Here is a 24,381-nt window from a genome sequence, read left to right as displayed (position 1 = left end):
GCCGAATTTCAGGCTTCGCTTTCTATGAACCGGTCAGGATCTTGGCTTCCGGTGCGGCCGAAACTGCGTCGGTGACTGCTGATTGCGCGGTGGCCGCGTCGGTGACGGGTGCTTGGGCGGGGTAATAGTCGGCGGTTCTGGTGCCGGTGAAAAAATCGGTGGTCCAGCCGACTGCGAGGGTTTGCAGGGTTGAGATATTGACGGATTTGGGGTTGCCGCACAACAGATTTCCCATGGTGTCACCGCTGTCACCTTCGGCGTCGGTGTGCACGCCGGTGCCGATGCGGACGCCGAGATAGCGACGGTGCAGCAGGCGTTGGGCGGCTGCGGTGCCGACACCGAAGAGGTTGCATTGTGAGGGTTTCGCGGCGATATCGAGAATCGGCAGGTCGGTGTGGTCGAGGTCGGTGAGGGCTTGATCGGTGTTGTCGCCGAGGAATGATTTCACGGGGTCGAGCAGGACGAGTCCGTGTAAGTCGGTGAAGGCGGCGGGGTGGTCGGCGTGCAGTCGATGGGCGACGTATTCGACGGCCTCGGCGCCGGCGGAGTGCCCGACGAACACGGTCTGTTGTGGCAGTCGCAGATCGGGACGGTGCGCCGCCGCCGTGGCCGCGGCGAAGCTGCGGGCCAGTGGGCCGGCGGGGTCGGCGGCGGTGGCGAACAGTCCGGCGATGTTGTCGAGGAAGCCGGTGTTGTCGCCGAGGTTCTGCAGGGTGCAACCTGCCGGATCGAGGAACGGCAAGGAGGGTGCGAAGACGACGTAGCCGGCGGCGGCGAAATGCTCGGCGAGGCTTGCCACGTTCGCATTGCTTCGCGCGAAACCGTGTTGCAGCCAGACCAGACCATTGGCGGACCCCTCAGGCAGGTACCAGTCGGCATTGCGGTGCCGGATGGCACCCGTGCAGGCGATGTCGACGGATTCCGGCACTCGATCGGCATGCGCGATAGGTGTCGCGACGGTCGCCACGGCGCAGGCGGCGGCGAACGTGGCAGTGAGCACGAGGCTCCGTAGGTTCATCTTCACTCCTGTGCGGAAACACGCTGCTCCGAGGGGAGAGCCGGGGCTAACTGGTCACTTGACCAATTGAGACCCGCCGACCGGGAGCTGTCAAACGGTGGGTCACAGATCACACCGTGCACGTCGTGATTGCGGCTTTTGCCTGATGACGCGGCACTTCGGCGCCCTCGACCGGCTGCTCGGAACAGCAGAGAAGACCCGGCCCCAACAGGTTCCGGGTCTTCCGAATAGCCGACGATCAGCCCGCGTTGGCGGTGCAGATCACCTCGCTGATCTCCGTCCCCGACCTGTCCGCGGAACCGACATTGGCCAGGAATGCCGGCGGGTAATGCCGGGCAAGGCTGGTGTGGGCGGCGAACAGTGCGGCCGAGCGGTTGAATCCCGCACCGGTCGCGACCGCGCCGTCGGTGTAGACGAGCGCGCCGCAACCGTCCGCCCAGTCCACCAAAACGATGCAGTCGGCGATGCCGCACGCGTCGAGCGCCTCGGCAATCGCTTCCTCGCGGCTCGGCGCATCGATACTGGCGCCGTAGCTCCAGTCATCGCCACTGAATGCGATCGCACCGTGGAGACTGGCCGCATTCGCCGTGCCGGCACCGATTACCGACCCGGCCGCAAGACCCATCGTCGCGATCGCGACTGCGGCCTTACTCATGAACCTCATCAAGCACTTTCCTTTGTGAGCACGTGCGTTGAACGTTGACCCGACGAATCATGGCGGATCGCTGCCCGATTCGCCCAATTCATTTTCGAGAGGTCACCCTGCCCGCTGACAGCTACCGTTGAGCTGTTCCCCGAGCCGGAGCAGGCGCAGACTTCGGCAGCTGCGAGAGTTCGATACACGCGGCACAGTGGAAATATGGACGTCTTGCGTGACTACGCGCTGCTCGCCCTGCGGGTCGATCGGCTGGTGACCCAACACCCCACGGGAAGTTGGATTCTCGACTATCGAGGGCCTGCGCGGTGGCTGGACGAGGTCGCGAACGAGCCCTTGCCGAATCCGGCGGATCTGGTCCGGGCCGCGCAGGACATGGCGGCGGCCGTCGCCGACGACGATCCCGCCATGGCGGAACAGGTGCGGGCGCTGCACACCATCGCCCGACGGCTGACCGGAGCGCAGCTGCCGTTTCCCGAGCAGGTGCGAGGCATGCTGGGAATCGACGCCGAATGGATTCCCGACGAAGTATTCGACGAGGCCTACCAACTGCTGGACGAGGCCCTACCCGAGGCCAAAGGCACACTCGCACAACGGCTGCACGCCTGGCGCGACGCACACAGCCTGCCGCCCGGCCGACCAGAGCGCCTGTCCGAACTGATTCACCTGGCGCTGACGGAAACTCGGCGGCGAACCGAGGCGCTACTGCCGCTACCGGAAACCATGGATGTGACAGTGGAATTCGCACCAGGGCCGTTTCGAGGACTGCATCGAGGTGGAACCACAGGCAGCGTATTCGTCGATCCGAACCTGCCCTTCAACCTGGCCGACCTGTTCTATGTCGTTGCCCACGAGTCGGTTCCAGGACACATCTGCGAATTCATGATGAAAGAAAAGCATCAGGGCCACCGCCCCGACATCCAGGTGCGATTCATGCCGTCACCGGCCTATGTGGTGTCCGAGGGCATCGGCCTGCACGCCCCGCAGGTGCTGTTTCCCGACGACGAGGCCCAGCACTGGCTACTCGACAATGTCGAAGAGCTCCAACCCGATTCGAGCAACTACGCGACGATCCAGCACGCCCGCAACATCCTCTGGGGCGCATATTGCAACGCCTCGCTGCTGCTCGCCGAGGCGACACCATGGCCGAAGGTTCGTGACTACCTCGCCGACACCGCGCTGGTATCCGACGACGAACTGACGTTCCTACAGGGCTTTCTCAGCACCCCCTTCACCGAGCCCTACATCTTCACCTACTACCACGGCTGGCGCCTACTGCAACCGCACCTGAATGATCCGAGCTTCCTGAGGCGAGCGCTCACCGAACAACTCGCCGTCTCGTCACTGAAGGTCGGATAAAGCAGGCCACCCGGGCAGGCCGCAACACGTGGCCGAGTGCATCTTGTGGGTGGTGTGAGTGCCATATATGTTGGGGCGGTGAACTTCCTCTGTGGAAAGGACGCCATGCGTCCCTGCCGGTGATGCCCGGCAAGCGGCCGGTCTCCGATCGGCCGAAGACATCACGGATCGGCTGTCGGCGACGCAGGTCGAGATACCGCACTGCCGCAGCCCCGCGCCGGTCCATCGGCCAGACCGGATTCGACCATGGCCATCAATAACATTCAGTTCGACATGCAGATCCGGGTCTGCCGAACGCGCCCCTGGCTTCCCCCCGGCGTCCTCCCGTTCGTGCCACGTCCACTGCCGATCGTGCGAAGTGACGCTGTCGTACCCCGTGTCGACGGTGTGCCACTCACCGACCTGATCGACAGGTTCGAGCTCGCGGCAGGCATGCAGCCCGCGGGTGGCGCATACGGTGGCCTGGATCCCGGGTCGGCGTGGAACTTTCGGATTGATGACCATTTTCACGGAAGGTCCAGCATGACAACGAGAACGAAGACGCCGTTGCTCGTGTGTCAGTGCGGCGCGTGGGGCGACTGGCCGCTGCTGGCCGAGATCGTCGTCTCCGACAGCCTGGTGATCTGGCATCGCATCGAACAGCCCTATCGTCCGGAACGCGGCTATGACGCGTTCGGTCCATTCCGGTTCGACCGCAACCAATACGACGAAGCACTGCGAGACCTGATAGACCGATCACCGCAGCCATTGCGTGAACACGATTCGCCGCCCGCGTGATCAGCGCGAACGCGGACGAATCCGGCCGCGCGGCGCGCTGAATCCAGACCCGCTACTGAACCTCGATCTGCGTAGGGTCGGGCAGCGACTTCGGGCGCTCGTCGGTGTACCAGGCGTACTCGATTCCGCCGAGTCTCCCCTCCTCCACCCACAGAATGACCTCGCCGATCGGTGCCCGTTGCGGTCGGTGACACCTCCATCGTCACGGAATGTACGCAGTGCCGATCTTGAAGACCCCGTTGATCATGGCGCGACCGGCGTATCTGTCAGTCGGACGGCGGAGGGCTCCCCTGGACAATCCGGACCATCGGCGACGAAGATGGCTCCATGTTCCGACGCGCCGGTGTCGACCCCGCGGTCGAACGAATCCGACAGCTGGCGATCTCGCTCGAGGTGCCGCGGCCGTGGAACCTGGCGACCTTCGTCGCGCACGTGGCCGAGCGGGTTGGTAAGCCGATTCTGATTGTTCCGCAACAGGATCTGACCACGGGCGGGTTTCCGTGCGGGCTCGTGGTGGAACGCGCCGACGATATCGTCATCGCCTACGACGCGGCCAGCACCGGGTACCACACCGACCACATCGTGATGCACGAGATCGCCCATCTGCTGCTCGACCACGCCGGATTCGTTTCGCCGGGGGCTCAGCGCCGCACGCTCGCGGCACTGTTCCCGGACTTGGATATCGATAGTGTGCTGCGCGTGCTAGCCCGCAGCAATTACGACGATGTCGACGAGAACCAAGCCGAACTGTTCGCCTCGATGCTTATGTCCGACGTCGACCTCGAGGTTCAGCGGCCACGTTCGGTGCTCGGCCGCTTGGTCTTTCAGCGCTGAGCGATGATGACCTCGACGCTACCGACGGCGGTAACGCTACCCACGGTGATCGCCGCCTGCCTGTTGCTGGCCGGCCGCCTCGTCGGCTTGCTCAGCACCGAGCTCGACCGGCACGTCACCATCGCCTTCGGCTGTGTCGTCGCCACCGCGACAACCCGGGAACCGACAGTGCGCCGCCTCATCACCGATCTCTCCGGCGGTTGGCTCTCCGAGGAGCTGATCCTCGAACTCGGGGCGATCGGATTCAATGTCGGCTATGCGGCGGGGCTGCTGATCGGTGCGGCGCTGCTGTACCGCTTTCGCTCGCCGCGCGTCAGCTACGGGCTGGCCGCCGTATTCAGTGTCGCGGCACTGTGTTTCAGCACCTCCGGCGGTGGCAACGGCACGATCTTCGAACGCACCGGATGGGCACAGTTCGGATATTGGCTGTGCACGGCGCCGATCGGTGTCGCGATGGCGGTCCTCGTCATCCAGGCTGCCGGTGCCGAACTCCGCAACCGAGTCGGTCGCGGCGAAGCGGCGATGTACGTGGCGACACTCCTCGCGGGCGTCGCGGTGCTCGGACGCATCAGCGCCACCATGGTGGCGTCCGCCTTCCGGATCACCGGGCAGCACAATGCTTTCACCGCCATCCAGGCCGAAATCGATCGCAACGGCGTGTTTTTCGATCTCGTGCTGTGCATGGGCCTGACGTTGATCGCCATAGTCAACCGGATGGGCGTAGACGATCTGACGCGCCACCGAAAAGCGCTGCGGCCCCTCTGGTCCGAGCTGACCGCCGCCTGCCCGGAGATCGTGCACCACAGCCCCGTACCGGACGGGGCTCAGCCCAACCGATATCTCCTGCACCGCACCGTCATCGAGATCCGCGACAGCATGCTGGACCTGGGCCGTTACGCGACACCGCACCCGCCCGACATCGTGGCGGCGATCTCACGAGCCGCGCCGGCCGGCCCCGCCTACGATGCACTCGACCGCGCCGTCCTGCTCGTTCGCGCCCGAGACGCCAAGGCGCACGGCAACTCTGCGTCCGGTAGCCGCTTCTTCGCGCTCCCCGCCGCCGACAGCCTGCTCGGCGAGGTCACCGAATTGACCGCCATCGGCGCCCAATGGCCGCTCGCCAAGGCCATCGCGGCCCGGGCCGGACAACGCACCAAGCGGTGACTCGTCAATAGTCAGGCCAGCTGAGGCGGCCGGGGGGCGAGATCAGCGCCAGGTACCGTTGGGCGGTGAATCCAGCTGATGCGCGACGCCTCAAAGACGGTGCTCTCGAGACCCGCGTGGAAAATCTGCGGCTCCTGCTCGATCGGGCTGCTGATGGCGACGCCTCCGCCAACGAAACACTGCGTGCGCTCGTCCGCGACTATCCCGACTACCACCGGTCGCTGTACACCCGGGCGTTGAACCTGGCGGCGATCTTCGGCGACGACACGCTGCGAGAACCACTGCTGGCGTCGCTCGCCGACACCAAGTACAACTGCCAGGCCTGGGCGGCGATGGGCTGCGCTGCGCTCGGCTTCCGCGAGGCGGTGCCCGGCTTGGTCGCGATGCTGGATCACCCCCAGGACATGGCGCGCGAGCAAGCGATGATCGCGCTGGGCAAACTCGGCGACCCATCCGTCGTCCCCGCGCTCACCCCCGTGCTGCGGGACTCGATCGCCGGAATGCGCGAACGCGCCGCCGAGGCACTCGGCCTGATCGGCGGCGAGGCGGCCCTCGCCGCTTTATGGGAAGAATTCGAAAACCGCAGGTACTACCGCATCGGCTATATCGCCAGCGCGCTGGCCAAATTCGCCCCGGACATCATCCCGAGGCTGTGCGCGGCGGCCGACAGCGACGACCCGGACCGGCGCTACTGGGCTGCTGTCGCGCTGGGTTCGACCGGCGACGATCGTGCCGTGCCGACGCTGGAACGGTTGATGGCCCACGATCGTGGTGCAACGGTCTTCGACGGCATGGTGAGTGTCGCCGCGAAGAAAGGTCTCCGCACGCTCCGCCGCATCCAAGCCGCGATCGCAGCTCGCGAATCCTGATCGTCCCTGCCGATTTATCTTCGTAATCGGGGTGTTTCCGAAGTTTTCGGTATTACCATCGGAGCCGTGGGGAGAAGGCTTGCTCTGATTGTCGGCTCCGAATGTGCTGCGCTCCCCCATCTCGGATTTCCGGCCCCTCTCGTTGCGGAAGTTGCTGCCGCCCTTGCTGATTCCGGCCAATGGCGGCCGGCCGTACCCAGCGGTATGACGATTGTGAATCCGACCGTCCGGAATCTCCAAGCCGCGGTGCGCGCGGCATTCGAGTCCGCGGCACGGCAACAAGCAACGTTGCTGTTGTGGTTTATCGGGCACGGCCTCAGTACCAATGGCGACTATTATTTTCTGGCCCATGACTCACTCGAATCGGACGCAGACGGTAAGCCGATTCTGGACTCGCAGAATGCCGTTCATCTCGCCCAGACCCTCAAGGAACGGATCAGCGGTTCATCCGGGCTGGACGGCCTGCTGGTCGTGGTGGACAGTTGCGAAGCCGCGGCGGTAGCGGACGCCGGGGCACGCAGTTGGCCGACCCTCGTCCGGCAGGCCTCCGGCCGGGTGGACCTCCTGGTCGCCAGCGACGACGGCAATGCCTACGACGGATGCTTCACCCGCACCCTGCTCGCGACCTTCCGCAGCGGAATACCCAGCAGCGGCGAGAATTTGCTGTCCTCGGATCTGCTGGCGCCGGCCGCTCGGGCCTGTGCGCACCAGCAGCCACAGCACTTCTCGTTCGCCGCGGGGTCGCCCACTTCGGTCGCAGACCATGGATTGTGGCTGGTGCCCAATGTGACTCGGGCCCGCGACGCGGTGCGCGACCGTCCCGACGCGAGCACCGTCGACGAACTCGTCCGCGGACTGCACGTCACCAAGGCGCTGCGCAGCCAGGTGAACGCCGTGGCCGAGCACGGTTATGAGCGCCTGCGAATGCTGCTCGGACCGGGTGGCAGCGGTAAGTCCACCGCCGTCGCCCTGCTGGTGCGCCCCGACCTACTCGGCCTCGAAACCGCGATCAGCCCAGCACATATCGGCGCCGCCGTCTTTCTGACCGGCACCAGCACGCTGCGGTCGGTGACCGACGAACTCGCCGTTCAGCTCGAACGCCGAGTCGCGCTGCTCAGCGCCGCAGGTGAGATCGAACCCGCCGCGACGGAGGTAGCCGTCCCCGGTGAATATCCCAGGGTGGCGGCGAGATTGGCACGGGCGCTGCTGACGCTGGGTGAAACCGGCCGCACCACCACGCTGCTCATCGACGGGCTCGATCTGCCGACCGAACACGGCCACCGCGACGAACTGTGGACCGCGATCGAGACCTTGACCAGCCACGCCGACTTCGCGCATGTCCGCGTAATCGGCACTGCCCGTAGCGATGACGACGCCCTGCCACCGGCCCTGCGCATGTGGCGCTTCGAGCTGCCGATGCCGGGTGTGGGCGACGTCGGTGACTACCTATTGCGGCACGCGCAAGACGAACACGGTGACCCGTGGCCGAGGTCCCGGGTCACCCGCGCGCTCACCGCCGTCGACCCCGGCGTCCCGGCTGACGCGCCGTGGCCGGACCGCCCCTGGCGCGCGGTGGGCGGCTGGCTGCACGCCCGATTGATTGTGCAGGTCGATCGGTACCTCGCCGACGGCGACTTCACCGCGGGTCTGCCCATCGACTCGTTGGTGCGGCATCGACTGGGGCACCTGCTGTGGTCGCTGACCGGGACGCGTGCGGAGGCGGTCGGGCTGCTGATCACCGTCGTGGTCGCCGCGGAAGCCGGACCGGTCCTGCCGATCGACGTCGTCCGGCGCGCAGTGCACGATCTCGGTGCGCACACCATCGATGAAGCGCAGGTTCGCGATTCGGCGGTCGGCCTCGGCGCGCTGATCGCCCGGCGCCGCCCCGGTTCGACCGGCGAGCATCTCGGCGTCGCCCACGCGGCATTGAAAGACCCACTACGCAAGGCGAATCCACGCAAAGACATCTCGAGCGTCCGCGCGCACCGAGCAATCATCGCCGCGCTCGTCCAGAGCGGCACCGCCGAAGCCGCCGCGTATCGGGAAGTCGCCGCCATCCGGCACTACCTCGGAGCGGGCGACCCGGTCGGCGCGTTCGGCGCACTGTATGCGTTGCCCTCGGCGTCCCTGGCGGAGCGGATCGAGTTGTGGCAGGCGTGGCTGCCCAACTTCACCGCTCGGCTCGGCCCCGATCACCCCGAGACCCGTCGGGTGCGCGACACCATCGCACAATGGCAGACCCCACCCGATCGGCCCACGGGCGGCAGCCGCCGCCACATTCCCCGCTCCCTGATCGGCGCGGTGATCGTCGCCATCGTGCTGGGGTTGTGGGGCACCTGTTCGCGGACGGCACCCCCGCCCGCCGACATCGCCGTCACCGGCACCGTCGTCTTCACCACCCCGCCACCGGAGTCCACGGTGGACGAGACCGAACAGCTTCCGCCGAACCCGGGGCCCGAGCCGACCCGCACCGGACAGCCGCGGTCGAAGGCCACGACCGCGGCACCACCCACCACCACCACCGTCGAATCGACCACCGACCCGACGAAAGTCATCCCGATCCCACAAGTCACCTCGTCCACGACGCCGAAGCCGACCTGCACCCCTTACAACACCACGGTCCACTACGACGTCACCCAGGTCGGGAAGACAGTCAAGAAGTACATCCCCTTCGCCTACATGGAGTGCGACAACCTGGCCGTGGTGCTGCTCGACGACGGGATGGACGGTGAGGCATTCTCCATCCTCGACGGCCAATGCCCACCACCCCAGGGAAAGACCGAATGCTACCTGCGGGTGCTGTTCCACCCACCCGACGTCGGCCAGTTCGACGCCACGCTGAAGATCAACCAGAAAAACGGCAACCCACGCCTGAAAATCACGCTGCACGGCACCGGGAAGGCGTGAGGACACCGGCTCGCCACGTTGGTGTTGTTCGCTGCCGTCGACGTGGCCTGCTCGGCGACCGGAGTGACGGCTGCCCGCCACCGGGCTGTCTATTCTGACTCCGGGACGAGGACGATATTCATGCCCTGGGCGAGTACTGCGGTCGCGGTGAGGCCGAACAGGGTTCGGAATGTGTCACTGAAATGGCTGGCCGAAGCAAACCCCGCGTCGGCAGCTGCGCGGGTCAAGTCGATGCCCTCGGCGACGGCGCCTGCGACCGACAACAGCCGTGCCCACAAGCGATAGCGCCGCAAGCTGGTGCCGGCGTTCGCCGAAAACAGGTGCAGGAAACGGGAAGTGGAGATCCCGAGGTCAGCGGCCAGCTCCGCGGCGCCGGATTGTCCGGCGGGCTCGTTGACGATCGTGTTCATCACCGCTCGGATCCGTTCGTCGATCGTCGCTGGTGGCTCGGGGCCGGTGATGATCCGACGCAGCACTCGCGGGTCCGGATGGCGGGGCTGATTCAACAGGGCGGTCAATGCCGATTCGTCCCGGTGTCCCGTCGCCACGGGTGTCGTCGGCTCTCGCATCGCCGCTCGCAAACGGGCAGCGGCCGCCGAGCGAGGATCGAGATAGTAGAACAGCACCCGTCCGCTGGATTCGAGTTTATGGGCGGTGCGCGCCGGAATCAGCACGCTGCGCCGCTGCCACCGTCCACCATCCGGAGTGCGGACGGTGACCGTCTCGTCCACACCGAGGACGAAGCACTGCACCGGCGTCGAATGGGTGTCCAGCTGGAACGACGGGCCCAGGTACGCCGCCTGCCCCTGCCAGAGCCACAGGGTGCGCTCGCCCACGCGGCGGTTGCCCGAGTCGACCGTCATAGTCGTGATCATCGCAGTAGACGGGTCGCGAACGGGCATGTCAGGCGACACCGAGCACGAGTGCCGCGCCGACTAGCTCAACCAAGCAGTAGAACCAGTTCGGATAGAAACGCGTCCCGCTGTCGATCAGCCGCGAGACGACGCGGCCGCCCGCCATCCCGGCCAATGCGAACCCCACTGTCAGCGCTGCCCCGGCCCGCAGCTCACCGGCACCGAACGCCGACCACCACAGCACGCCTGCGACGGCCAGACCGAAGCCGCCGTACACCGCGCGAATCTCGGCCCGGCTCACCGCCGTTGACACCGACAACCCGAACGGCCGCGCCAGCGCGGCAGGGACGGCCAGCGCGTACATTCCCATCCCCGCGAACAGGACGCCGACAAGGCACAGCACAACGGTTCTCATCGCCTTGCCCCCACCGAACGAACCTGCTCGGCAGCGCGCTCACCCCGCAGCAGCGCGACGCCGACGCCGAGCGCCACCAATCCCGCGACGTCGACGGCTGCCACGCGCACCAATCCCGGGCCGACCGGACCCCCGGCGACCACCAGAACGAGAAAGCTGCCCATGCTGATCGCATTGGCGCGCACCGCGATCGGCCGCAGCGCGGGACGAAAGACCGCCACCAGCAACCCGACCCCGAGGACGGCGAACAGCACGGCCCGATGCCGCAGCACCACCTCGAGATCGCGCCCGGCCGGAGCTATGCCATAGGCGGCGTACATTCCCTGCGGTGCCACCGCACCGACGGCAGGTGCGGAGTTGAGCAACCCCGCGACGGCCAACAAGGCCAGCCCGACATGTCGTCGCATGATTTCTCCTTGGATCGACGTCTGGCGATCCTCACAGTCCGGTGCACCCTGACGCTTCCGAAAACCTGCTATAGCGGCGAAATGGCCCGACATGGGTTGAGGCGAGCCCCGCCGAAGAATCGCCGGCGGCGGTTGGTCCGCTAGCACTGCAACGTGAGCTCATGCCGCCGAACGCGCATCAGTCGTTTGTCAGATCCGTTGACGGACAGTGCTTCCCAACTCACGTTTCAGCGTGACCGTGCCGAATCTCGAGTGTCGGCGGCGATTCGGTCGGTGGGCATCGCCGGTGTCGACCCGCCATCGACGGCGACATGGAAACAGGTTGATGAATGGAAACCTGTTGACGTACGGTGACCATGTGAACGACGCACCGACCGCACAAGATCTGCTGCACATCACCTCCTCCGCCACCGCGCGAGCCCGGCGTGCGGCGAGCATGCCCGGCTGGGTGCCGCCGGTGGCGGCGTTATTGGGAGGCATCGGCGTCATGCTGCTCGGCCTGGGCGGCGACAGCGCCGACACCGTTGTCTCGGTCTGCGGGTACGGCGTGTGCGCCGCGTGCTTCGCTCTGCTGGCTTGGGTGTGGCGCGCTCAACGCAAAGGTGGTGTCGTTCCCCGATTCCTGAGCGACGAACCCACCCGGCGGTGGCAGCGGCTTTCGTTGTTGGTGCTGCCGCCGTTGCTCGCCGGTATCGTGGGCGGGCTCGTGAACGGATGGCTGCATGTCCTGTTCGGCGCATTCGTCGGTGGCTGGTTGTGGTTCGGGCTGAGGCGACAGCGGGCGGCCACATGCCCGAGCTGAGCGAGTTGCTGGCTTCGCTGCCCCGGCTGAAGTTGGTGGCGTTTCTCGAGGGGTGCGGTGAGGCCGAATTCGGGGTGATCGCCCGACTGTGCGAGCTGAACAAGTCCACCATGTCGAAGGCGATGACGGTGCTGGAGGACGCCGGCTATGTCTCGGTGCGAAAAGGGTATGCGGGACGCCGACCGAAAACGTGGCTCGCACTGACAGATAGCGGTCGAAGGGCATACCGCGAACACCTGGCTGCGCTGACCGCGCTCACGCAGTCAGCGCAGCAGAACTTCGCCCAGATGCAGCCGACGCCCGACGGAACGTGAACTGGCGAACGGCGTAGGCGCAGCGAGTGCGAAGGCACGCTCGCAGTCCGTACTGGACTTGTCAATTGCCGCGTCGTCGCATTGATCGGTACAAAAGCCACAACGCCAGCGCGACGGGTGTCAGGACCGCCGCGAACAGGATTCCGGCGAACATCCCGTAGCCGTGCGGATCGTCGGACACTCCAGTGGCACTGAGCACCGCCTCTCCGCCGAACAGCACGATCAACGCGGCTGTGCAGGCGAACGCGCCGAGCACAAGACGTCGCAGCGTTGTCCGCAGTGCGCTTGTGCGGGTAGTGCTGTCCGGCGTGTCCATCTTCTGCTCCGCGGGTTCGATTGTGCGGCAACTACTTCGGGTCGGAAGTGCAGACGGTCAGGAACGATTTCCGGTTCTCACGCTGGACGTCCGACGCGTCCAGCCAACCGCGCTCGCCGAAAAGGTACCTCTCAGACGGGTGCTGGGCCGACTCGCGCAAGACTCGACCGACGTCGGCCCTGGCACCGTACGCCTCCGGGCCGTCAACGGAGAAGGAGAGCGAACCCGCCTTGGTCCAGTCGTAGTCTGCGGGCAGCGGTTTCTGGACCTGGAGAGGTCCGCCGGTGTCGGTAGCCGAACCCTTGGCGGTCCGCAGCAGGTCCATGCGCTCCACCGGCACCCCCGGTTTCGGCGCGGTCCACACCTGGTCCGTGCTCTCCGAGGTGCCGGAGTCGAAGATCAACGTCAGGCCGGTGACGCCCTCACACGGAGTGCCCGTCCACAGTTTCAGGACGCCGTCGTCGACGCGAAATCCGGCCGCCGGCGGCAGCGACGGCGCGAACTGCGCCTCGGTGTCGCACGCCCCGGTCACCGCCGCTACGAACAGCGCAGTGCAGGCGACGCGCGGCCACCTAATAGCCGCCATCGGAAAGCCCCGCCTCCTCCTCGGTCTCGTTGCCGCCGGTGACCTGCTCCCACGCGTAGGAGGCGAGGAAGCCGGCATAGCCCTCCTCGGCCCATTGCTGGGAGTGGCGCTCCTCGTGGTGCAAAAAGCGGTCCAGGTCGAGTTTGCCCCGGTAGGGGCCGTTGTCGTTTTCGTACCACGCGTGGCCCGACCTCGCGACTTCTCGAAGCTGTTGCGCCGGATCTTTCGAGTCGTCGATATTGAGCATGAACGTGTCGCCCCAGGTCGTTCCGCCGTTTTGACTGAACTGGTCCTGGACCAGGTTCCCGCCCAAACCCATCATCATGCCGTTCGGGGTGGTCACCAACCGCCCGCCGTTGCCGTGTACGAATCCCACATCGTCGTTGTAGCTCCAGGAATTGTCCCGTTGCCGCTCGGTGATTCGCCGCAGTTCCGCGGATCCGTATGGGGTCGGGGCGAAGTCGGTCTTCTCGCCTTCGGCGCCGTAGTCGGTGCCCGCGTTCAAGATGTAGGTCATCCGCACCGCCTTCGCGGCGTCGTCCCCGCTCATGTTGTTCGGCATCAGGAAGAACGACTTGAAGATTCCGTCGCCGTCCTCGTCCTCGCGGATCTCCTCCATTCGGTCGAGGATCTTGAAATCCTCCGGCGTGATGTGGTGTTCGGAGACCATCTGCTTGATCGTGTCGATCGATACGCCCCGGCGCACGGCGTTCTCGAGCCACTGCCGGTAATAGCCGGTCACCGGCGGACCGGTCAGCAGCCCGGCGTCGCGCAGCGCCTGCTCCATCTCGGCCACGTTGGCGTCGATCTCCCCACCCTTTTTGGCGCCGTCGAGGGTGGTCGCACCGTGGTCGCTGATCTTGCGGTCCTGCGCGAGCTGCATCACCAGGGCGACGGCGGTGTCGATGTTCTTCGCCGTGGTGAGTATCGCCTTGGTTTCCTTTTCCAGCTGCGTCCTGATGGTTTCGCGATGCCGTGCGCTCTCCGCGCGGTCCTCGGCCTCGAACCGCGACTTCGGCGGCGGGTCCGGGGGCTTGTTGTCCACGATCGCGCCGTCGGCGGCGATGCCGAATTGGTAGGTGTCGGCGAGGGCGTCGTTATTGGCGACCCGGGTTTTCAGGGCGGACACGTCGTCCGACGCGTTCTGCATGGCGCGGTCGACCGCGGCCAGTTCCGCGATCAGGATTTCAGCGTTGTTCCGCGTTGTGCCCAGCGAACCGCGTGCGCGCTCGCTCGCGGGGCCGTGCCACTGCGGCAATCTCCTCGCGTCGTCGAGCTCGTCCTGCAGTCCGATGAGTTTGTCCCGCCGCCCACGCAGGTTGGTGGCCGACGTATCGAGCGCCTGCGAGTCCCATTTGCGGACATCGTGATAGCCGACGGCCATTACCCGAAAGCCCTTTCCGCCTCGACCTCGTTCTCGGCGTACAACTTCGCGGCCGCGGTCACCAAATCACCCCAGCCGCCGATCTCCTCTGCCCAGCCCTTCGCGCGGTCATTGAACGTCGTCACCAGCGTCGGCGCCTTCTTCGCCGCCTCCCCACCCGGCAATGCCGCTGCGAGCCCGGTCAAACCGTTGCCGGGGTCCACCGCCCTGGCCTGGGTCGCGGCGGATCCCGCCGCTTTCGCCGCCTCTTTCAGCTGACTGATCTCAACCTCGAACCCGCTCACAGTCCGTGACCTCTATCCCTGAATCCGATTGCTCTGAGGATCTTGCTCATGTCGCCGTCGCGTGGGCCGACCGTCGTGTCGCCGGCGTCGCGGAAAGTCGAGGGTTGCCTGAAATTGCCGTCCGCGCAGTTGCTGAGGTTGTCATCGGCGATCGAATTCGCGAATAACCTGCGTCGCGGAACGAGGAGGTCCACCTGCACAGCTTCGTCGTCTGCCCGAAGTGTTTCTTCTGGCATCGAATTCCCCTCTGGCGCACCGTCAATTGAGTAGGCGCAGTGCGTGGCACCGATGCTATCGGTCATCGACAGCCACATCTTGCCCCTGGTTTCGGGGGCTGAACGCCGGCCGCTGGATCGACCCGATCTCGCCGCCTGCCTCGGAGCAGAGCGAGGCCGTCAGCGGGCTGAGAGATCTCGACGGCCCGACCACCCGTGGCGATTGTGGTCGAGGATCTCGCGGCTGCTGTCGCGTTCTTCATCGAACTGGGCCTGGAACTGGAGGCGAAGCAACAGTCGGCGGTGCGGCTGCCTCCGCGGTCCCGAGGGCATCATCATCGGGCTGGTCGAGGAACTCCAATCGGTGATAGAAATCCGGCCGAAGTGACAGATGTGGCGCCTCGGCACAATGAACGCGGTCACGTAGTGGCGCGCAGCAGAGCTGCTATCATTAGAACATGCGTTCGAACGAATCCTTTGAGGAGCAGGTCAGGGCGCTGGAGGGTGCGGTGGCTGGGGTGCGCGGGTTGGATGTTTCGCGGGCTACCGAGGATGAGTTGGTGGAGTTGCTGGAGCGGCTGGAGTCGGGGGCTCGGATGTTGGCGGGGGTTATTTCGCGGGTGGCTTATCGGCTGCGGCAGTTGCGGGATGCGGTGTAGGGGGTTGTAGGGCGGAAGGTTCGAGGGCCAGCGAAGTTTGCAGGCCGGCTTCGCCTTTCGGGGTGAGGCGGACGGCGCGGCCGGTGCCGAATCGGGTGATCCAGTGGAGTTCCTGGAGGCGGCGGCAGAGGTGGGCGCCTGCGGCGCCGCCGAGGTGGGTGCGGCGTTCGGTCCAGTCGAGGCAGGGGCGGGCGAGGGGGCGGCGGGTGGCATGCAGGGCGGCTGGGTTGATACCGAGCGGGCCGGTCAGCCAGGTCAGACCGGCGTCGGTGAGGGCGAAACCGTTGTCCTGGTCAAGGTAGGCCTGGGTGGTCATGGCATCGGTGATGGCGACGCCCAAGCGTCCGGCCAGGTGGTCGTAGCAGGTGCGGCCGTGCGCCAAAGCTGCTGCGGCAGTGGCGGTTCGGAGATTGGTCACCGTCGGGCGGGGTGGGTCCAGGTGGGTGACCATGGACTCCAGTAGCTCGGCTACCTGCGGTCCCGCCAATTGGACGTAGCGGTGCCGACCCTGGCGGCGTTCGATGAGCAGCCCGCCCGCGAGGAGGCGATTGAGGTGTTCGGTCGCGGTGGACGCGGCCACTCCGGCGTGGCGGGCGAGCTCACCTGCGGTCCAGGCGCGGCCGTCGACCAAGGCGAGACACATGTCGGCTCGGGTGCGGTCGGCGAGCAATGCGGCGAGACCTGCCAGTTCGGCTCCTCTGGATGACACCACCCCATGATGGTGCGCGAACGTTTCGGCGGCCACCGAAATGATCCGGGGATACGGTCACGGCATGACAGCTCCTTCGATCACCGACCCCGAGCAAGTGCGCGCCACATTGATCAGCGCACCGGTGCCCGCTGTGCCCAGGGTGGACACGCCGGTCGGCCTCGCTTGGCTGCGCTCCCACGTGCCGCGCTTCGCCGAGGGAGCCGAGCATCAGCGGTTGCGGGCATTGGTCACTGCGGAACTCGTCCGGCTCTCCCCCGCCGATCTACGCGAGCGGGCCAGCACCACCGCCGGACCACTGCCCCATGTCCGGGTTTTGGCGGAAGCCCTTGGCCTGCACAACATTTCCGTCGACGCAGTAGCACTGGTCGCCGCGCACTATCAACCATACGAGCCGGACAACCCCGCGGCCGACGAAGCCGTCGCCGAGTTGGTAACAGCCATCAGCGGCGTAGCCGACGACACCACAGCGGTCCGAATCTGCCTCCTGGTACAGGCTTGTGCCGCAACCAGCGCACTGATCGCCAACGCTCGACAACTGACCGCCGAAGGCACCGCCGAACAGATCATCGAGCGGACCATGATCGAGCACCCGCCGCTTCGCTCGACCAGAAGGTTCGTCGACGGAGCGGTCGTCGAGCTCGACATGCGGCACCCTGGACTGGGATTCGGGGCGGGCCCGCACGCCTGCCCCGGCCGAGCACACGCCATCGCCATCGCCGCCGGAATCATCGAGGGGTCCGCATGAACAAGACGAAGATCTTCCACGAACTGCACCACGGCGACCGGCCGCTGGTCCTGCCGAACGCCTGGGACTACGGTTCCGCGGCAATCCTTGCGGCCGAGGGGTTCCCGGCGATCGGGACCACCAGCCTCGGCGTCGCCGTCGCGGCAGGTCTGCCGGACGGCACCGGGGTCACCGCCGCGGCGACGATGGCATTGGCCCGGTTACTCGCCCGGCTGCCGGTGCCGGTCACCATCGATATCGAAGGCGGCTTCAGCGAAAGCCCCAGCGCTGTCGCCGAATACGTCGCGCAACTAGCGGAGTCGGGTATCGCCGGAGTCAATCTGGAGGACGGCCGCACGGAAACCGCACTGGCCGAACCGGATCACCAATCCGAGTTGATCGCGGCGATCAAGGCCCGCTCCCCCGAGCTGTTCGTCAACGCTCGCGTCGACACCTACTGGCTGAAACTCGACACCGACACCACCATCACCCGCGTCGAGCAGTACACGGCCGCGGGCGCCGACGGCATCTTCGCCCCCGGCCTCACCGACTCCGACGAAATCAGCCGGATCGTCGCCGCTACTCCACTGCCCGTCAACATCCTCTACTCGCCGACCGGCCCTTCCCTCGCCGTGCTCGCCGACCTCGGTGTCCGCCGGGTGAGCACCGGTTCGCTGCTGTACCGCACGGCATTGGCCGCCGCCGTCGACGCCGCCCGCGCGGTCCGCGACGACAACCCCACCACCAGCGAAGCCCCGAGCTACGGTCGAGTCCAAGCCCTCACCGATCCCGCCTGAAAAAGCTCGCCGCAGGTGTCGATTCGATGGGTGCCCGATCGTCTAGTCGGTGAAGCCGGCAACAGGCCGACCTGTCCGAAGGAGCACCTCGATGAAGCAGTATCTGCTGAGCATCTACCAACCCGACGGTGACGGCGTACCCGACAATATCGACGAGATCATGCGCGATCTCGACGCGGTCAACGCCGATCTGCGGTCCTCGGGCGCGTGGGTCTTCGCCGCCGGTCTGCACCCACCGAGCACCGCGACCGTGGTGCGGGTAAAGGACGACGAAGCGCTTGTCACCGACGGCCCGTACATCGAGGGCAAGGAACACATCGGCGGCTTCACCGTCATTCAGGCCGCCGATCTCGACGAAGCCCTGGAGTGGGGCCGCAGGCTGGCCAAGGCGATCACGCTGCCGATCGAGGTCCGGCCACTGCATGACAGCTAGATGAACGCACCCGTGACCACGGCGACGATCGAGCAAGTGTTCGCCGAACATTACGGCCGCGCGGTCGCGAGCCTGACCCGCGTCTTCGGTGACATCGGTGTCACCGAGGACGCGGTGCAGGACGCGTTCACCGCGGCGGTCCAGCGCTGGCCGTCGGACGGGCTGCCGCCGAGCCCGCCCGGCTGGATCATCACGACCGCACGCCACCGGGCTATCGATCGGCTCCGCAGGGAAGCCGCCCGCGCGGACAAGTACGCCCAGGCCGCGTTGTTACAGGCTGACACCGAACCAGCCGAGGAGGGTGCGGTGCGCGACGACCGCCTACGGCTGATCTTCACCTGCTGCCACCCCGCCCTGGCCCGCACCGCCCAGGTTGCGCTCACCCTACGACTGCTCGGCGGGCTCACCACCGCGGAGATCGCCCGCGCCTTCCTGACTTCGGAATCGACTATGGCGCAACGACTTGTCCGCGCCAAAGGCAAGATCCGCGACGCCCGCATCCTCTATCGTGTGCCCGCCGACGCCGACCTCCCGGCCCGGCTGCACGCCGTCCTCGCGGTCATCTATCTGATCTTCACCGCGGGGCACACGGCCACCACCGGGGACAGTCTCACCCGCGCCGAGCTCTGCGCCGAAGCGATCCGCCTCGGCCGCCTGCTCACCGAACTCATGCCCGACGAACCGGAAGCCGCCGGGCTGCTCGCCCTCATGCTGTTGACCGACGCACGCCGAGCGGCTCGCACCGCCGCCGACGGATCCCTGGTCCCGCTGCCGGAACAAGACCGCGACGGCTGGGATCGCGAACGTATCGCAGAAGGTCACGCGATCGTGCGAGAGTGCTTGCGCCGCAACCAACCTGGGCCGTATCAGATCCAAGCCGCGATCAACGCCGTGCACACCGACGCCCCGACCGCGGCCGCCACCGACTGGCCGCAGATCGTCCAGCTCTACGACCAGTTGATCGCGCTGACGCCGAGTCCGATCGTTGGGCTCAATCGGGCGGTAGCAGTCGCCGAAGTCCACGGGCCCGCCGTCGCGCTCGCCCTGCTCGACGATCTCGACCTCGCGAAGTACTACCTGTACCACGCGATTCGGGCCGACCTCCTCGAACGACTCGGTCGCACAAGCGAAGCCGTGGTCGCTGTCGACGCGGCGCTCGCCCGCACCGAGAATTCGGTCGAGCGAGCCTTTCTCACCCAACGCCGCCGATCGTTGGCCCGACGCCTCTGAATGCCGAACGCGCCCCGATGTCGGAATCAGCTGCCGACGTAATCCCGTCCGGCACCCGACACCGCTGATATCGACCAGCGGCTCCGGATGTTGACTACCATCGATAGCAGCGGCCAATGGCCGAAAGGGGGTCGCTATGTTCGAGAGATTCTCCGATCAGGCCCGTCGGGTGATCGTGCTGACGCAAGAAGAGGCCCGAGAACACGGCCACGACTACATCGGCCCGGAGCACATGCTGCTCGCCATCCTCCGCGCGTGCGAGATCGGTTCCGCGGCCACCACCGCGCGTGCGCTGACGGAGCTGGGCATCGAGCCCGCCGCGGCCAGGGTGCAGATCGCGCTGACGCCGGGGACGGCGGACTACAGCGTGTCCGGGAACATTCCCTTCACCAAGCAAGCCAGGAAGGCGCTGGAGAACAGCCTGCGGGAAGCGCGGGCGCTCAATCACGCGCACATCGAGGCGAGCGATCTGTTGCTCGCACTGACCAGCACGGCCGACGACGACCCCGATACGCCGATCGCCGCCGCGGTCGACGCGCTGGGACTCGGGCACGAAAAGCTGAGGCGGGCCCTGGCGGCCGTCGCGACCCACCATGCGTCCGCACCGGTCAACCCGCGCTTCACCCCGCTGGTGCTGCGAGCGTTGGCCCGCGCCGACACCGAAGCCCACAAGACCAGCAACAGCAGAGCCGACACGGGGCACCTGATGCTCGGACTGCTCGCCCACGAGGACGAGGTCGTGCATCCCGCGTTGCGCGCACTCGGCATCGATCCGCAGCAGCTCGCCACCGAAGTGCTCAACCGGCTGCCCCAGAAGGACTGACCCGAGAACGTCAGTGCTTCTGCACTACCCGCTCACCTTCGCCGGGCTTCCAGATGGTGATATTCAGGTGATCCTCCACCACTTCGACGGTCGAGGCACTGCTCAGGTCGGCGACATAGAAGTGGTCGAACTCCTGACCACGAATATCGAACCCGCTCTCATCGAACAGGTCCTGCGCGAAACGAACGTGCACCTCCTTGTCCTGGACATCCACCACGGTGCCGAACAGCTTCGCGTCACCGTCGCTGACGTTCGTGTCCATGGTGGCGGTGTGCAGACAGAAGCGCGGATCGCGGGCGAGATCGCGGAACTTGGTGGTGCCGGGCATCCCCGCGATCACCAGCATGTCCTCGAACAGCCGCGGCTCGATCGGACTTATCCGGGGGAACCCGTCCGAACGCAGGGTGCCGAGCATGCACAGGTTGCCTGCGGCAGCATGTCGGCGAACGAAGATCTCGGCGATGTGCGGTGCTTCTGCGGTGAACTCGCTCCAAGTGGCCATATCTAGGACGATACGAGCAATCCTTGACATCTCCTGTCCAGTTTTCTGGCTAATCTCGACTGATGCGAGCAAGTCGACTGGTGCAGCTGCTGCTGATCCTGCAAACCCGCGGCCGGACCACGGCAGGCGAGCTCGCGGCGGAACTCGAGGTGTCGGTGCGCACCGTGTACCGGGACGTCGAGGCGCTGTCCGCCGCCGGCGTGCCGGTCTACAGCGAGCCGGGCCGCGCGGGCGGCGTGCGCCTGGTCGACGGCTACCGGACTCGGCTGACCGGCTTGACCACCGACGAAGCCGACGCCGTGCTGCTCGCCGGATTACCCGGCGCGGCAGCCGACCTCGGCCTCGGCACCGTGCTCGCCACCGCCCAGCTCAAAGTGCTGGCCGCCCTGCCTCCCGAATTGCGCGGCCGCGCAACCAGAATCGCCGAGCGCGTGCACATCGACGCGCCCGGCTGGTTCCACCGACCCGACGAGACGCCCACCCTGAACACCGTCGCCGACGGACTCTGGCACGACCGCAAGCTGCGGGTGCGCTACGGCCGCAAGGACAAGGTCGTCGACCGCACGCTCGACCCCCTCGGCCTGGTCATGAAGGCGGGCACGTGGTATTTGGTCGCACGGGACCGCACGGCGATCCGCTCCTATCGGGTCGGTCGGATCATCTCCGCCGAGCCGACCGGCGAATCCTTCGATCGGCCAGCGGATTTCGATCTGTCCGTCCATTGGTCCACGGCCGCCGACGATTTCGCGCAATCGATGCTGCGGGTCCGCGCCCGCTGCCGGATCGCCGCCACGCATCTACGGCTGCTGCGGTTGATGAACGAACCGGTCGCGATCGCCGAGGCGATGGCCACGGCGAGCGAGCCCGACGCGGCAGGCTGGGTCGAACTGACCCTGCCCTCGGAGTCGTACGAGGTACTCGCCCACGGCCTGCTGCCGCTCGGCGAATACGCCGAGGTCCTCGATCCGCCCGAATTGCGGGCTCGAGTGGCCGAAACGGCAGCTCGAATGCACGCGCTCTACACCGACTAGCGATCGCCACTTAGGACAGTCATGTTCCTAATGCTCTGCCATGCTGGATGGCATGTTGGAGACGTCGGCACGCCTGCTCAGACTGCTCGCTCTGCTACAGGCCCACCGCGACTGGACCGGGGCCGAGCTGGCCGAACGACTGCACGTCACCAGCCGCACCGTGCGCCGCGACGTCGACCGGCTCCGCGAGCTCGGCTATCCGGTGCACGCCACCCAGGGCACCGGCGGCTACCGCCTAGGCGCGGGTGCGGCCCTTCCCCCGCTGCTGCTCGACGACGACGAGGCGGTCGCGGTAGCGGTCGGCCTGCGCAGCGCGTCCGACGGAACGGTGGCGGGCATCGAAGAGTCGTCGCTGCGCGCACTGACCAAACTCGAGCAGGTGCTGCCGCCGCGCCTGCGCCACCGCGTCCGCACCTTGCGCGGCGCCACCATCCGAGTCGGCACCCCCGGCGCGGCGGTCGCGCCCGAGACGCTGATGGCCGTCGCCGAGGCCTGCCAACGCAACGAACGCCTCCGCTTCGACTATCGCGCCCACAACGGAGCTACCACCGTCCGCACGGTGGAACCACACACGCTCGTCCACTTCAGCCGCCACTGGTACCTGGTGGCCTGGGACGTCGACCGCGCCGACTGGCGCACCTTCCGCGCCGACCGACTCGCCCCGCGCATCCCCACCGGCCCGCGCTTCACCCCGCGCGAACCGCCGGAAGGCGATGTCGCCACCTATCTTTCGCACCAACTCTCCGCCCGTGCCTGGCCGTACCAGGCCACCGTCCTGCTGCACACCTCCGCAGCGGCCGCCACCCCGAACATCTGGCCGGGCATGGGCGTCCTCGAACCCGTCGACGCGGAAACCTGCCGCCTCCAGGTAGGTGCCGAAACCCCCGACGCCCTCGTCTGGATGATCACCTCGGTCGACATCGACTTCACGCTGCTGTCCGGCCCGCCGGAACTGGTCACCGCCCTGCGCGCCCAAGCCACCCGTTGCCACCGTGCGCTGCGCGATTTCCCTGCGCAGGAGCATGATTGAGCGCCGCAGGGGCCGGACCGACCGAAGCCTGCGGCCCGAGCGTCAGCAGGTCCAGTCGAGCACCGGCGCAAGGGATTTGGCCTGCGCCGAGGTGGGGACCAGTCGCAGCGCCGCATTGCGGATGGCGACGAGTGGCGGCGACGACAGCTGCGCGATCGTGCCTATCCGGCGGGAACGGGCGACGATCATTTGGGTGCGGGGCCTGCGTTCTCGGTCGTACCTCGCCAGGTCGGCGTCCTCGGTGGCCACCCGGGCGAGGATGACGGCGTCCTCGATGGCCTGGCAGGCACCTTGCCCCAGGTTGGGCGTCATCGCATGGGCGGCGTCGCCGACGAGGGCGATGCGGTCGGCGACATAGGTTTTCAGGTCGGGCAGATCGTAGAGGTCGTGTTTGAGGACGGCGGACTCCTCGGCCGACGCGAGCAGCGACGGGATCGGCTCGTGCCAGGTACCGAAGCGGCGGCGCAACTCGGCCAGGCCGCCACCGGGCATGCCCTCGGCCATGTTGGCGACTGCGAAACAGTAGACCCGACCATCGGAAAGCCCACCGAGGCCGAAACGTTCACCACGGCCCCAGGTTTCGCCCAAACCGTTGATCGGCTCGGCGGGAGTGGTCACCAGCCGCCAAGCGGTGTAACCGCTGTAGCGCGGGGTGACGTCGCCGCAGACCGCACGACGCACGACACTGCGAATCCCGTCGGCGCCGACAACCAGGTCACCGGTGGACGTACCCGCGGAGTGCACCACGGTGCCATCGGCCCGCGCCTCGGCCACCGCGACGCCCGCGCGCAGCACCGCTGCCGGGAGCGCCGCGAGCAGGATGTCCAGCAGATCGGCACGGTGCATCATGATCGGGCTGCCGTACCGCGCGCGGATCCCTTCGACATCCATGCGCGACAGCCACCGCCCCGAGCTGTCCCGGATGCCCGACGAGCCTTCCTCGATGGCCCGCGCACGCACCTGATCACCGAGACCGATGGCATCCAGTGCGCGAAGCGCGTTCGGCCACAGCGAAATTCCCGCACCGACCTCGCTGATCTCGGGTGCCCGCTCCAGCACCTGCACCGTCCAGCCACGCCGGGTCAGTGCGACGGCGGTGGTCAGACCGCCGATTCCACCGCCGACGATGATCGCCTCGGCCATCGTGACTCCTCCCTGTCGGATCGTCACGAGCGTAGGCCGCGGCCCACCGACCGGGGCCACGAGGACCCTTGCGTTCCGGCGAAACGCCGAAGCGGGGCCGGACCAGGCGGACCGCTCGTCGCTTCCGACGGGCGGCT

Annotated in this window: 29 protein-coding genes; 16 read left to right on the top strand and 13 right to left on the bottom strand. The window is 66.9% G+C overall.

Features of this window, described 5'->3' with window-relative positions; genetic code table 11:
- Positions 1 to 22 precede the first annotated feature (22 nt).
- Both DMB37_RS33480 and DMB37_RS33475 read right to left on the bottom strand, forming a co-directional pair.
- Positions 23 to 1,018, bottom strand: coding sequence for an alpha/beta hydrolase (locus DMB37_RS33480; protein WP_135236090.1), 996 nt, complete (start codon positions 1,016 to 1,018; stop codon positions 23 to 25).
- Between the two features lie 238 nt (positions 1,019 to 1,256).
- The gene (locus DMB37_RS33475; protein ID WP_240771771.1) at positions 1,257 to 1,643 is read right to left on the bottom strand and encodes a DUF4189 domain-containing protein; all 387 of its coding nucleotides are present in this window, start codon (positions 1,641 to 1,643) and stop codon (positions 1,257 to 1,259) included.
- A gap of 234 nt (positions 1,644 to 1,877) precedes the next feature.
- Between DMB37_RS33475 and DMB37_RS33470 the strand changes: the two genes are divergently transcribed.
- The 6 genes from DMB37_RS33470 to DMB37_RS33445 all read left to right on the top strand — a co-directional run bounded on the left by DMB37_RS33470 (position 1,878) and on the right by DMB37_RS33445 (position 9,583).
- Positions 1,878 to 3,032 carry a hypothetical protein gene (locus DMB37_RS33470; RefSeq protein ID WP_135236088.1) on the top strand — a complete coding sequence of 385 codons (1,155 nt, stop codon included), beginning with the start codon at positions 1,878 to 1,880 and terminating at the stop codon, positions 3,030 to 3,032.
- A 522-nt stretch (positions 3,033 to 3,554) separates the two neighbouring features.
- The gene (locus DMB37_RS41055; RefSeq protein ID WP_206055059.1) at positions 3,555 to 3,809 is read left to right on the top strand and encodes a hypothetical protein; all 255 of its coding nucleotides are present in this window, start codon (positions 3,555 to 3,557) and stop codon (positions 3,807 to 3,809) included.
- 327 nt (positions 3,810 to 4,136) lie between these two features.
- Positions 4,137 to 4,643 (top strand): CUE domain-containing protein, encoded by a 507-nt coding sequence (locus DMB37_RS33460; protein ID WP_135236087.1) that lies wholly within the window; start codon positions 4,137 to 4,139, stop codon positions 4,641 to 4,643.
- Between the two features lie 3 nt (positions 4,644 to 4,646).
- A complete protein-coding gene (locus DMB37_RS33455; protein ID WP_135236086.1) occupies positions 4,647 to 5,807 on the top strand; it encodes a DUF6545 domain-containing protein in 1,161 nt (386 codons plus the stop codon).
- Between the two features lie 65 nt (positions 5,808 to 5,872).
- Complete coding sequence (locus DMB37_RS33450; protein WP_135236085.1) at positions 5,873 to 6,676, top strand: HEAT repeat domain-containing protein; 804 nt, start codon at positions 5,873 to 5,875, stop codon at positions 6,674 to 6,676.
- A gap of 204 nt (positions 6,677 to 6,880) precedes the next feature.
- Positions 6,881 to 9,583: an ATP-binding protein gene (locus tag DMB37_RS33445; protein WP_135236084.1), complete on the top strand. Its 2,703-nt coding sequence runs from the start codon at positions 6,881 to 6,883 to the stop codon at positions 9,581 to 9,583.
- A gap of 89 nt (positions 9,584 to 9,672) precedes the next feature.
- Here the strand turns inward: DMB37_RS33445 and DMB37_RS33440 are convergent, their stop codons facing one another.
- From DMB37_RS33440 to DMB37_RS33430, 3 genes are read right to left on the bottom strand one after another with little or no spacing between them, the layout of a single operon-like run.
- Complete coding sequence (locus tag DMB37_RS33440; RefSeq protein ID WP_167769011.1) at positions 9,673 to 10,446, bottom strand: AraC family transcriptional regulator; 774 nt, start codon at positions 10,444 to 10,446, stop codon at positions 9,673 to 9,675.
- A 40-nt stretch (positions 10,447 to 10,486) separates the two neighbouring features.
- Positions 10,487 to 10,852, bottom strand: a complete 366-nt coding sequence (locus DMB37_RS33435) for a DUF4345 domain-containing protein (RefSeq protein ID WP_135236082.1) — start codon at positions 10,850 to 10,852, stop codon at positions 10,487 to 10,489.
- Positions 10,849 to 11,259, bottom strand: a complete 411-nt coding sequence (locus DMB37_RS33430) for a phosphopantetheine adenylyltransferase (RefSeq protein ID WP_135236081.1) — start codon at positions 11,257 to 11,259, stop codon at positions 10,849 to 10,851. The genes DMB37_RS33435 and DMB37_RS33430 overlap by 4 nt, the downstream gene beginning before the upstream one ends.
- A gap of 358 nt (positions 11,260 to 11,617) precedes the next feature.
- Here DMB37_RS33430 and DMB37_RS33425 point away from each other — a divergent pair, with 358 nt between their 5' ends.
- Entirely contained in the window at positions 11,618 to 12,061 is a 444-nt protein-coding gene (locus DMB37_RS33425; protein ID WP_135236080.1) for a hypothetical protein, read from the top strand.
- The gene (locus DMB37_RS33420; RefSeq protein WP_135236079.1) at positions 12,049 to 12,375 is read left to right on the top strand and encodes a transcriptional regulator; all 327 of its coding nucleotides are present in this window, start codon (positions 12,049 to 12,051) and stop codon (positions 12,373 to 12,375) included. Before DMB37_RS33425 ends, DMB37_RS33420 begins: the two co-directional genes overlap by 13 nt.
- 61 nt (positions 12,376 to 12,436) lie before the next feature.
- On the opposite strand, the gene DMB37_RS33415 is transcribed toward DMB37_RS33420, so the two are convergent.
- The 5 genes from DMB37_RS33415 to DMB37_RS33395 are packed head-to-tail and all read right to left on the bottom strand — an operon-like array spanning position 12,437 to position 15,247.
- Positions 12,437 to 12,691, bottom strand: a complete 255-nt coding sequence (locus tag DMB37_RS33415) for a hypothetical protein (protein WP_135236078.1) — start codon at positions 12,689 to 12,691, stop codon at positions 12,437 to 12,439.
- A gap of 31 nt (positions 12,692 to 12,722) precedes the next feature.
- Positions 12,723 to 13,277 carry a hypothetical protein gene (locus tag DMB37_RS33410; protein ID WP_135236077.1) on the bottom strand — a complete coding sequence of 185 codons (555 nt, stop codon included), beginning with the start codon at positions 13,275 to 13,277 and terminating at the stop codon, positions 12,723 to 12,725.
- Positions 13,264 to 14,661 (bottom strand): hypothetical protein, encoded by a 1,398-nt coding sequence (locus tag DMB37_RS41530; protein WP_135236076.1) that lies wholly within the window; start codon positions 14,659 to 14,661, stop codon positions 13,264 to 13,266. The genes DMB37_RS33410 and DMB37_RS41530 overlap by 14 nt, the downstream gene beginning before the upstream one ends.
- Positions 14,661 to 14,945 (bottom strand): hypothetical protein, encoded by a 285-nt coding sequence (locus tag DMB37_RS33400; protein WP_135236075.1) that lies wholly within the window; start codon positions 14,943 to 14,945, stop codon positions 14,661 to 14,663. The genes DMB37_RS41530 and DMB37_RS33400 overlap by 1 nt, the downstream gene beginning before the upstream one ends.
- Complete coding sequence (locus DMB37_RS33395; RefSeq protein ID WP_135236074.1) at positions 14,942 to 15,247, bottom strand: hypothetical protein; 306 nt, start codon at positions 15,245 to 15,247, stop codon at positions 14,942 to 14,944. Before DMB37_RS33395 ends, DMB37_RS33400 begins: the two co-directional genes overlap by 4 nt.
- A gap of 371 nt (positions 15,248 to 15,618) precedes the next feature.
- Between DMB37_RS33395 and DMB37_RS33390 the strand changes: the two genes are divergently transcribed.
- Positions 15,619 to 15,819: a hypothetical protein gene (locus DMB37_RS33390; protein WP_135236073.1), complete on the top strand. Its 201-nt coding sequence runs from the start codon at positions 15,619 to 15,621 to the stop codon at positions 15,817 to 15,819.
- Here the strand turns inward: DMB37_RS33390 and DMB37_RS33385 are convergent.
- Complete coding sequence (locus tag DMB37_RS33385; RefSeq protein ID WP_135236072.1) at positions 15,770 to 16,528, bottom strand: helix-turn-helix transcriptional regulator; 759 nt, start codon at positions 16,526 to 16,528, stop codon at positions 15,770 to 15,772. The two genes, DMB37_RS33390 and DMB37_RS33385, sit on opposite strands and share 50 nt — an antisense overlap.
- Before the next feature lie 64 nt (positions 16,529 to 16,592).
- On the opposite strand from DMB37_RS33385, the gene DMB37_RS33380 reads away from it, so the two are divergent.
- The 5 genes from DMB37_RS33380 to DMB37_RS41755 all read left to right on the top strand — a co-directional run bounded on the left by DMB37_RS33380 (position 16,593) and on the right by DMB37_RS41755 (position 20,538).
- Positions 16,593 to 17,276: a hypothetical protein gene (locus tag DMB37_RS33380; protein ID WP_206055058.1), complete on the top strand. Its 684-nt coding sequence runs from the start codon at positions 16,593 to 16,595 to the stop codon at positions 17,274 to 17,276.
- Positions 17,273 to 18,052 carry an isocitrate lyase/phosphoenolpyruvate mutase family protein gene (locus DMB37_RS33375; RefSeq protein ID WP_135236071.1) on the top strand — a complete coding sequence of 260 codons (780 nt, stop codon included), beginning with the start codon at positions 17,273 to 17,275 and terminating at the stop codon, positions 18,050 to 18,052. The genes DMB37_RS33380 and DMB37_RS33375 overlap by 4 nt, the downstream gene beginning before the upstream one ends.
- 91 nt (positions 18,053 to 18,143) lie before the next feature.
- The gene (locus tag DMB37_RS33370) at positions 18,144 to 18,485 is read left to right on the top strand and encodes a YciI family protein (RefSeq protein ID WP_135236070.1); all 342 of its coding nucleotides are present in this window, start codon (positions 18,144 to 18,146) and stop codon (positions 18,483 to 18,485) included.
- Positions 18,486 to 19,715, top strand: coding sequence for an RNA polymerase sigma factor (locus DMB37_RS33365; RefSeq protein ID WP_135236069.1), 1,230 nt, complete (start codon positions 18,486 to 18,488; stop codon positions 19,713 to 19,715).
- Between the two features lie 136 nt (positions 19,716 to 19,851).
- Entirely contained in the window at positions 19,852 to 20,538 is a 687-nt protein-coding gene (locus tag DMB37_RS41755) for a Clp protease N-terminal domain-containing protein (RefSeq protein WP_135236068.1), read from the top strand.
- Between the two features lie 10 nt (positions 20,539 to 20,548).
- Here DMB37_RS41755 and DMB37_RS33355 read toward each other — a convergent pair whose 3' ends face one another.
- Positions 20,549 to 21,040 carry a pyridoxamine 5'-phosphate oxidase family protein gene (locus DMB37_RS33355; RefSeq protein ID WP_135236067.1) on the bottom strand — a complete coding sequence of 164 codons (492 nt, stop codon included), beginning with the start codon at positions 21,038 to 21,040 and terminating at the stop codon, positions 20,549 to 20,551.
- A 62-nt stretch (positions 21,041 to 21,102) separates the two neighbouring features.
- Between DMB37_RS33355 and DMB37_RS33350 the strand changes: the two genes are divergently transcribed.
- Complete coding sequence (locus DMB37_RS33350) at positions 21,103 to 22,071, top strand: YafY family protein (RefSeq protein ID WP_135236066.1); 969 nt, start codon at positions 21,103 to 21,105, stop codon at positions 22,069 to 22,071.
- Positions 22,072 to 22,123: 52 nt separating this feature from the next.
- On the top strand, positions 22,124 to 23,101 hold the full coding sequence (locus DMB37_RS33345) for a YafY family protein (RefSeq protein ID WP_135236065.1): 978 nt from the start codon (positions 22,124 to 22,126) through the stop codon (positions 23,099 to 23,101).
- A gap of 42 nt (positions 23,102 to 23,143) precedes the next feature.
- Here DMB37_RS33345 and DMB37_RS33340 read toward each other — a convergent pair whose 3' ends face one another.
- Positions 23,144 to 24,244: an FAD-dependent oxidoreductase gene (locus tag DMB37_RS33340; protein ID WP_135236064.1), complete on the bottom strand. Its 1,101-nt coding sequence runs from the start codon at positions 24,242 to 24,244 to the stop codon at positions 23,144 to 23,146.
- Positions 24,245 to 24,381 lie beyond the last annotated feature (137 nt).

Origin of the sequence: Nocardia sp. CS682 (genome assembly GCF_004634405.1) — a bacterium.
Lineage (GTDB): Bacteria > Actinomycetota > Actinomycetes > Mycobacteriales > Mycobacteriaceae > Nocardia > Nocardia ninae.
This window is presented reverse-complemented; position numbering and strand designations above follow the sequence as displayed.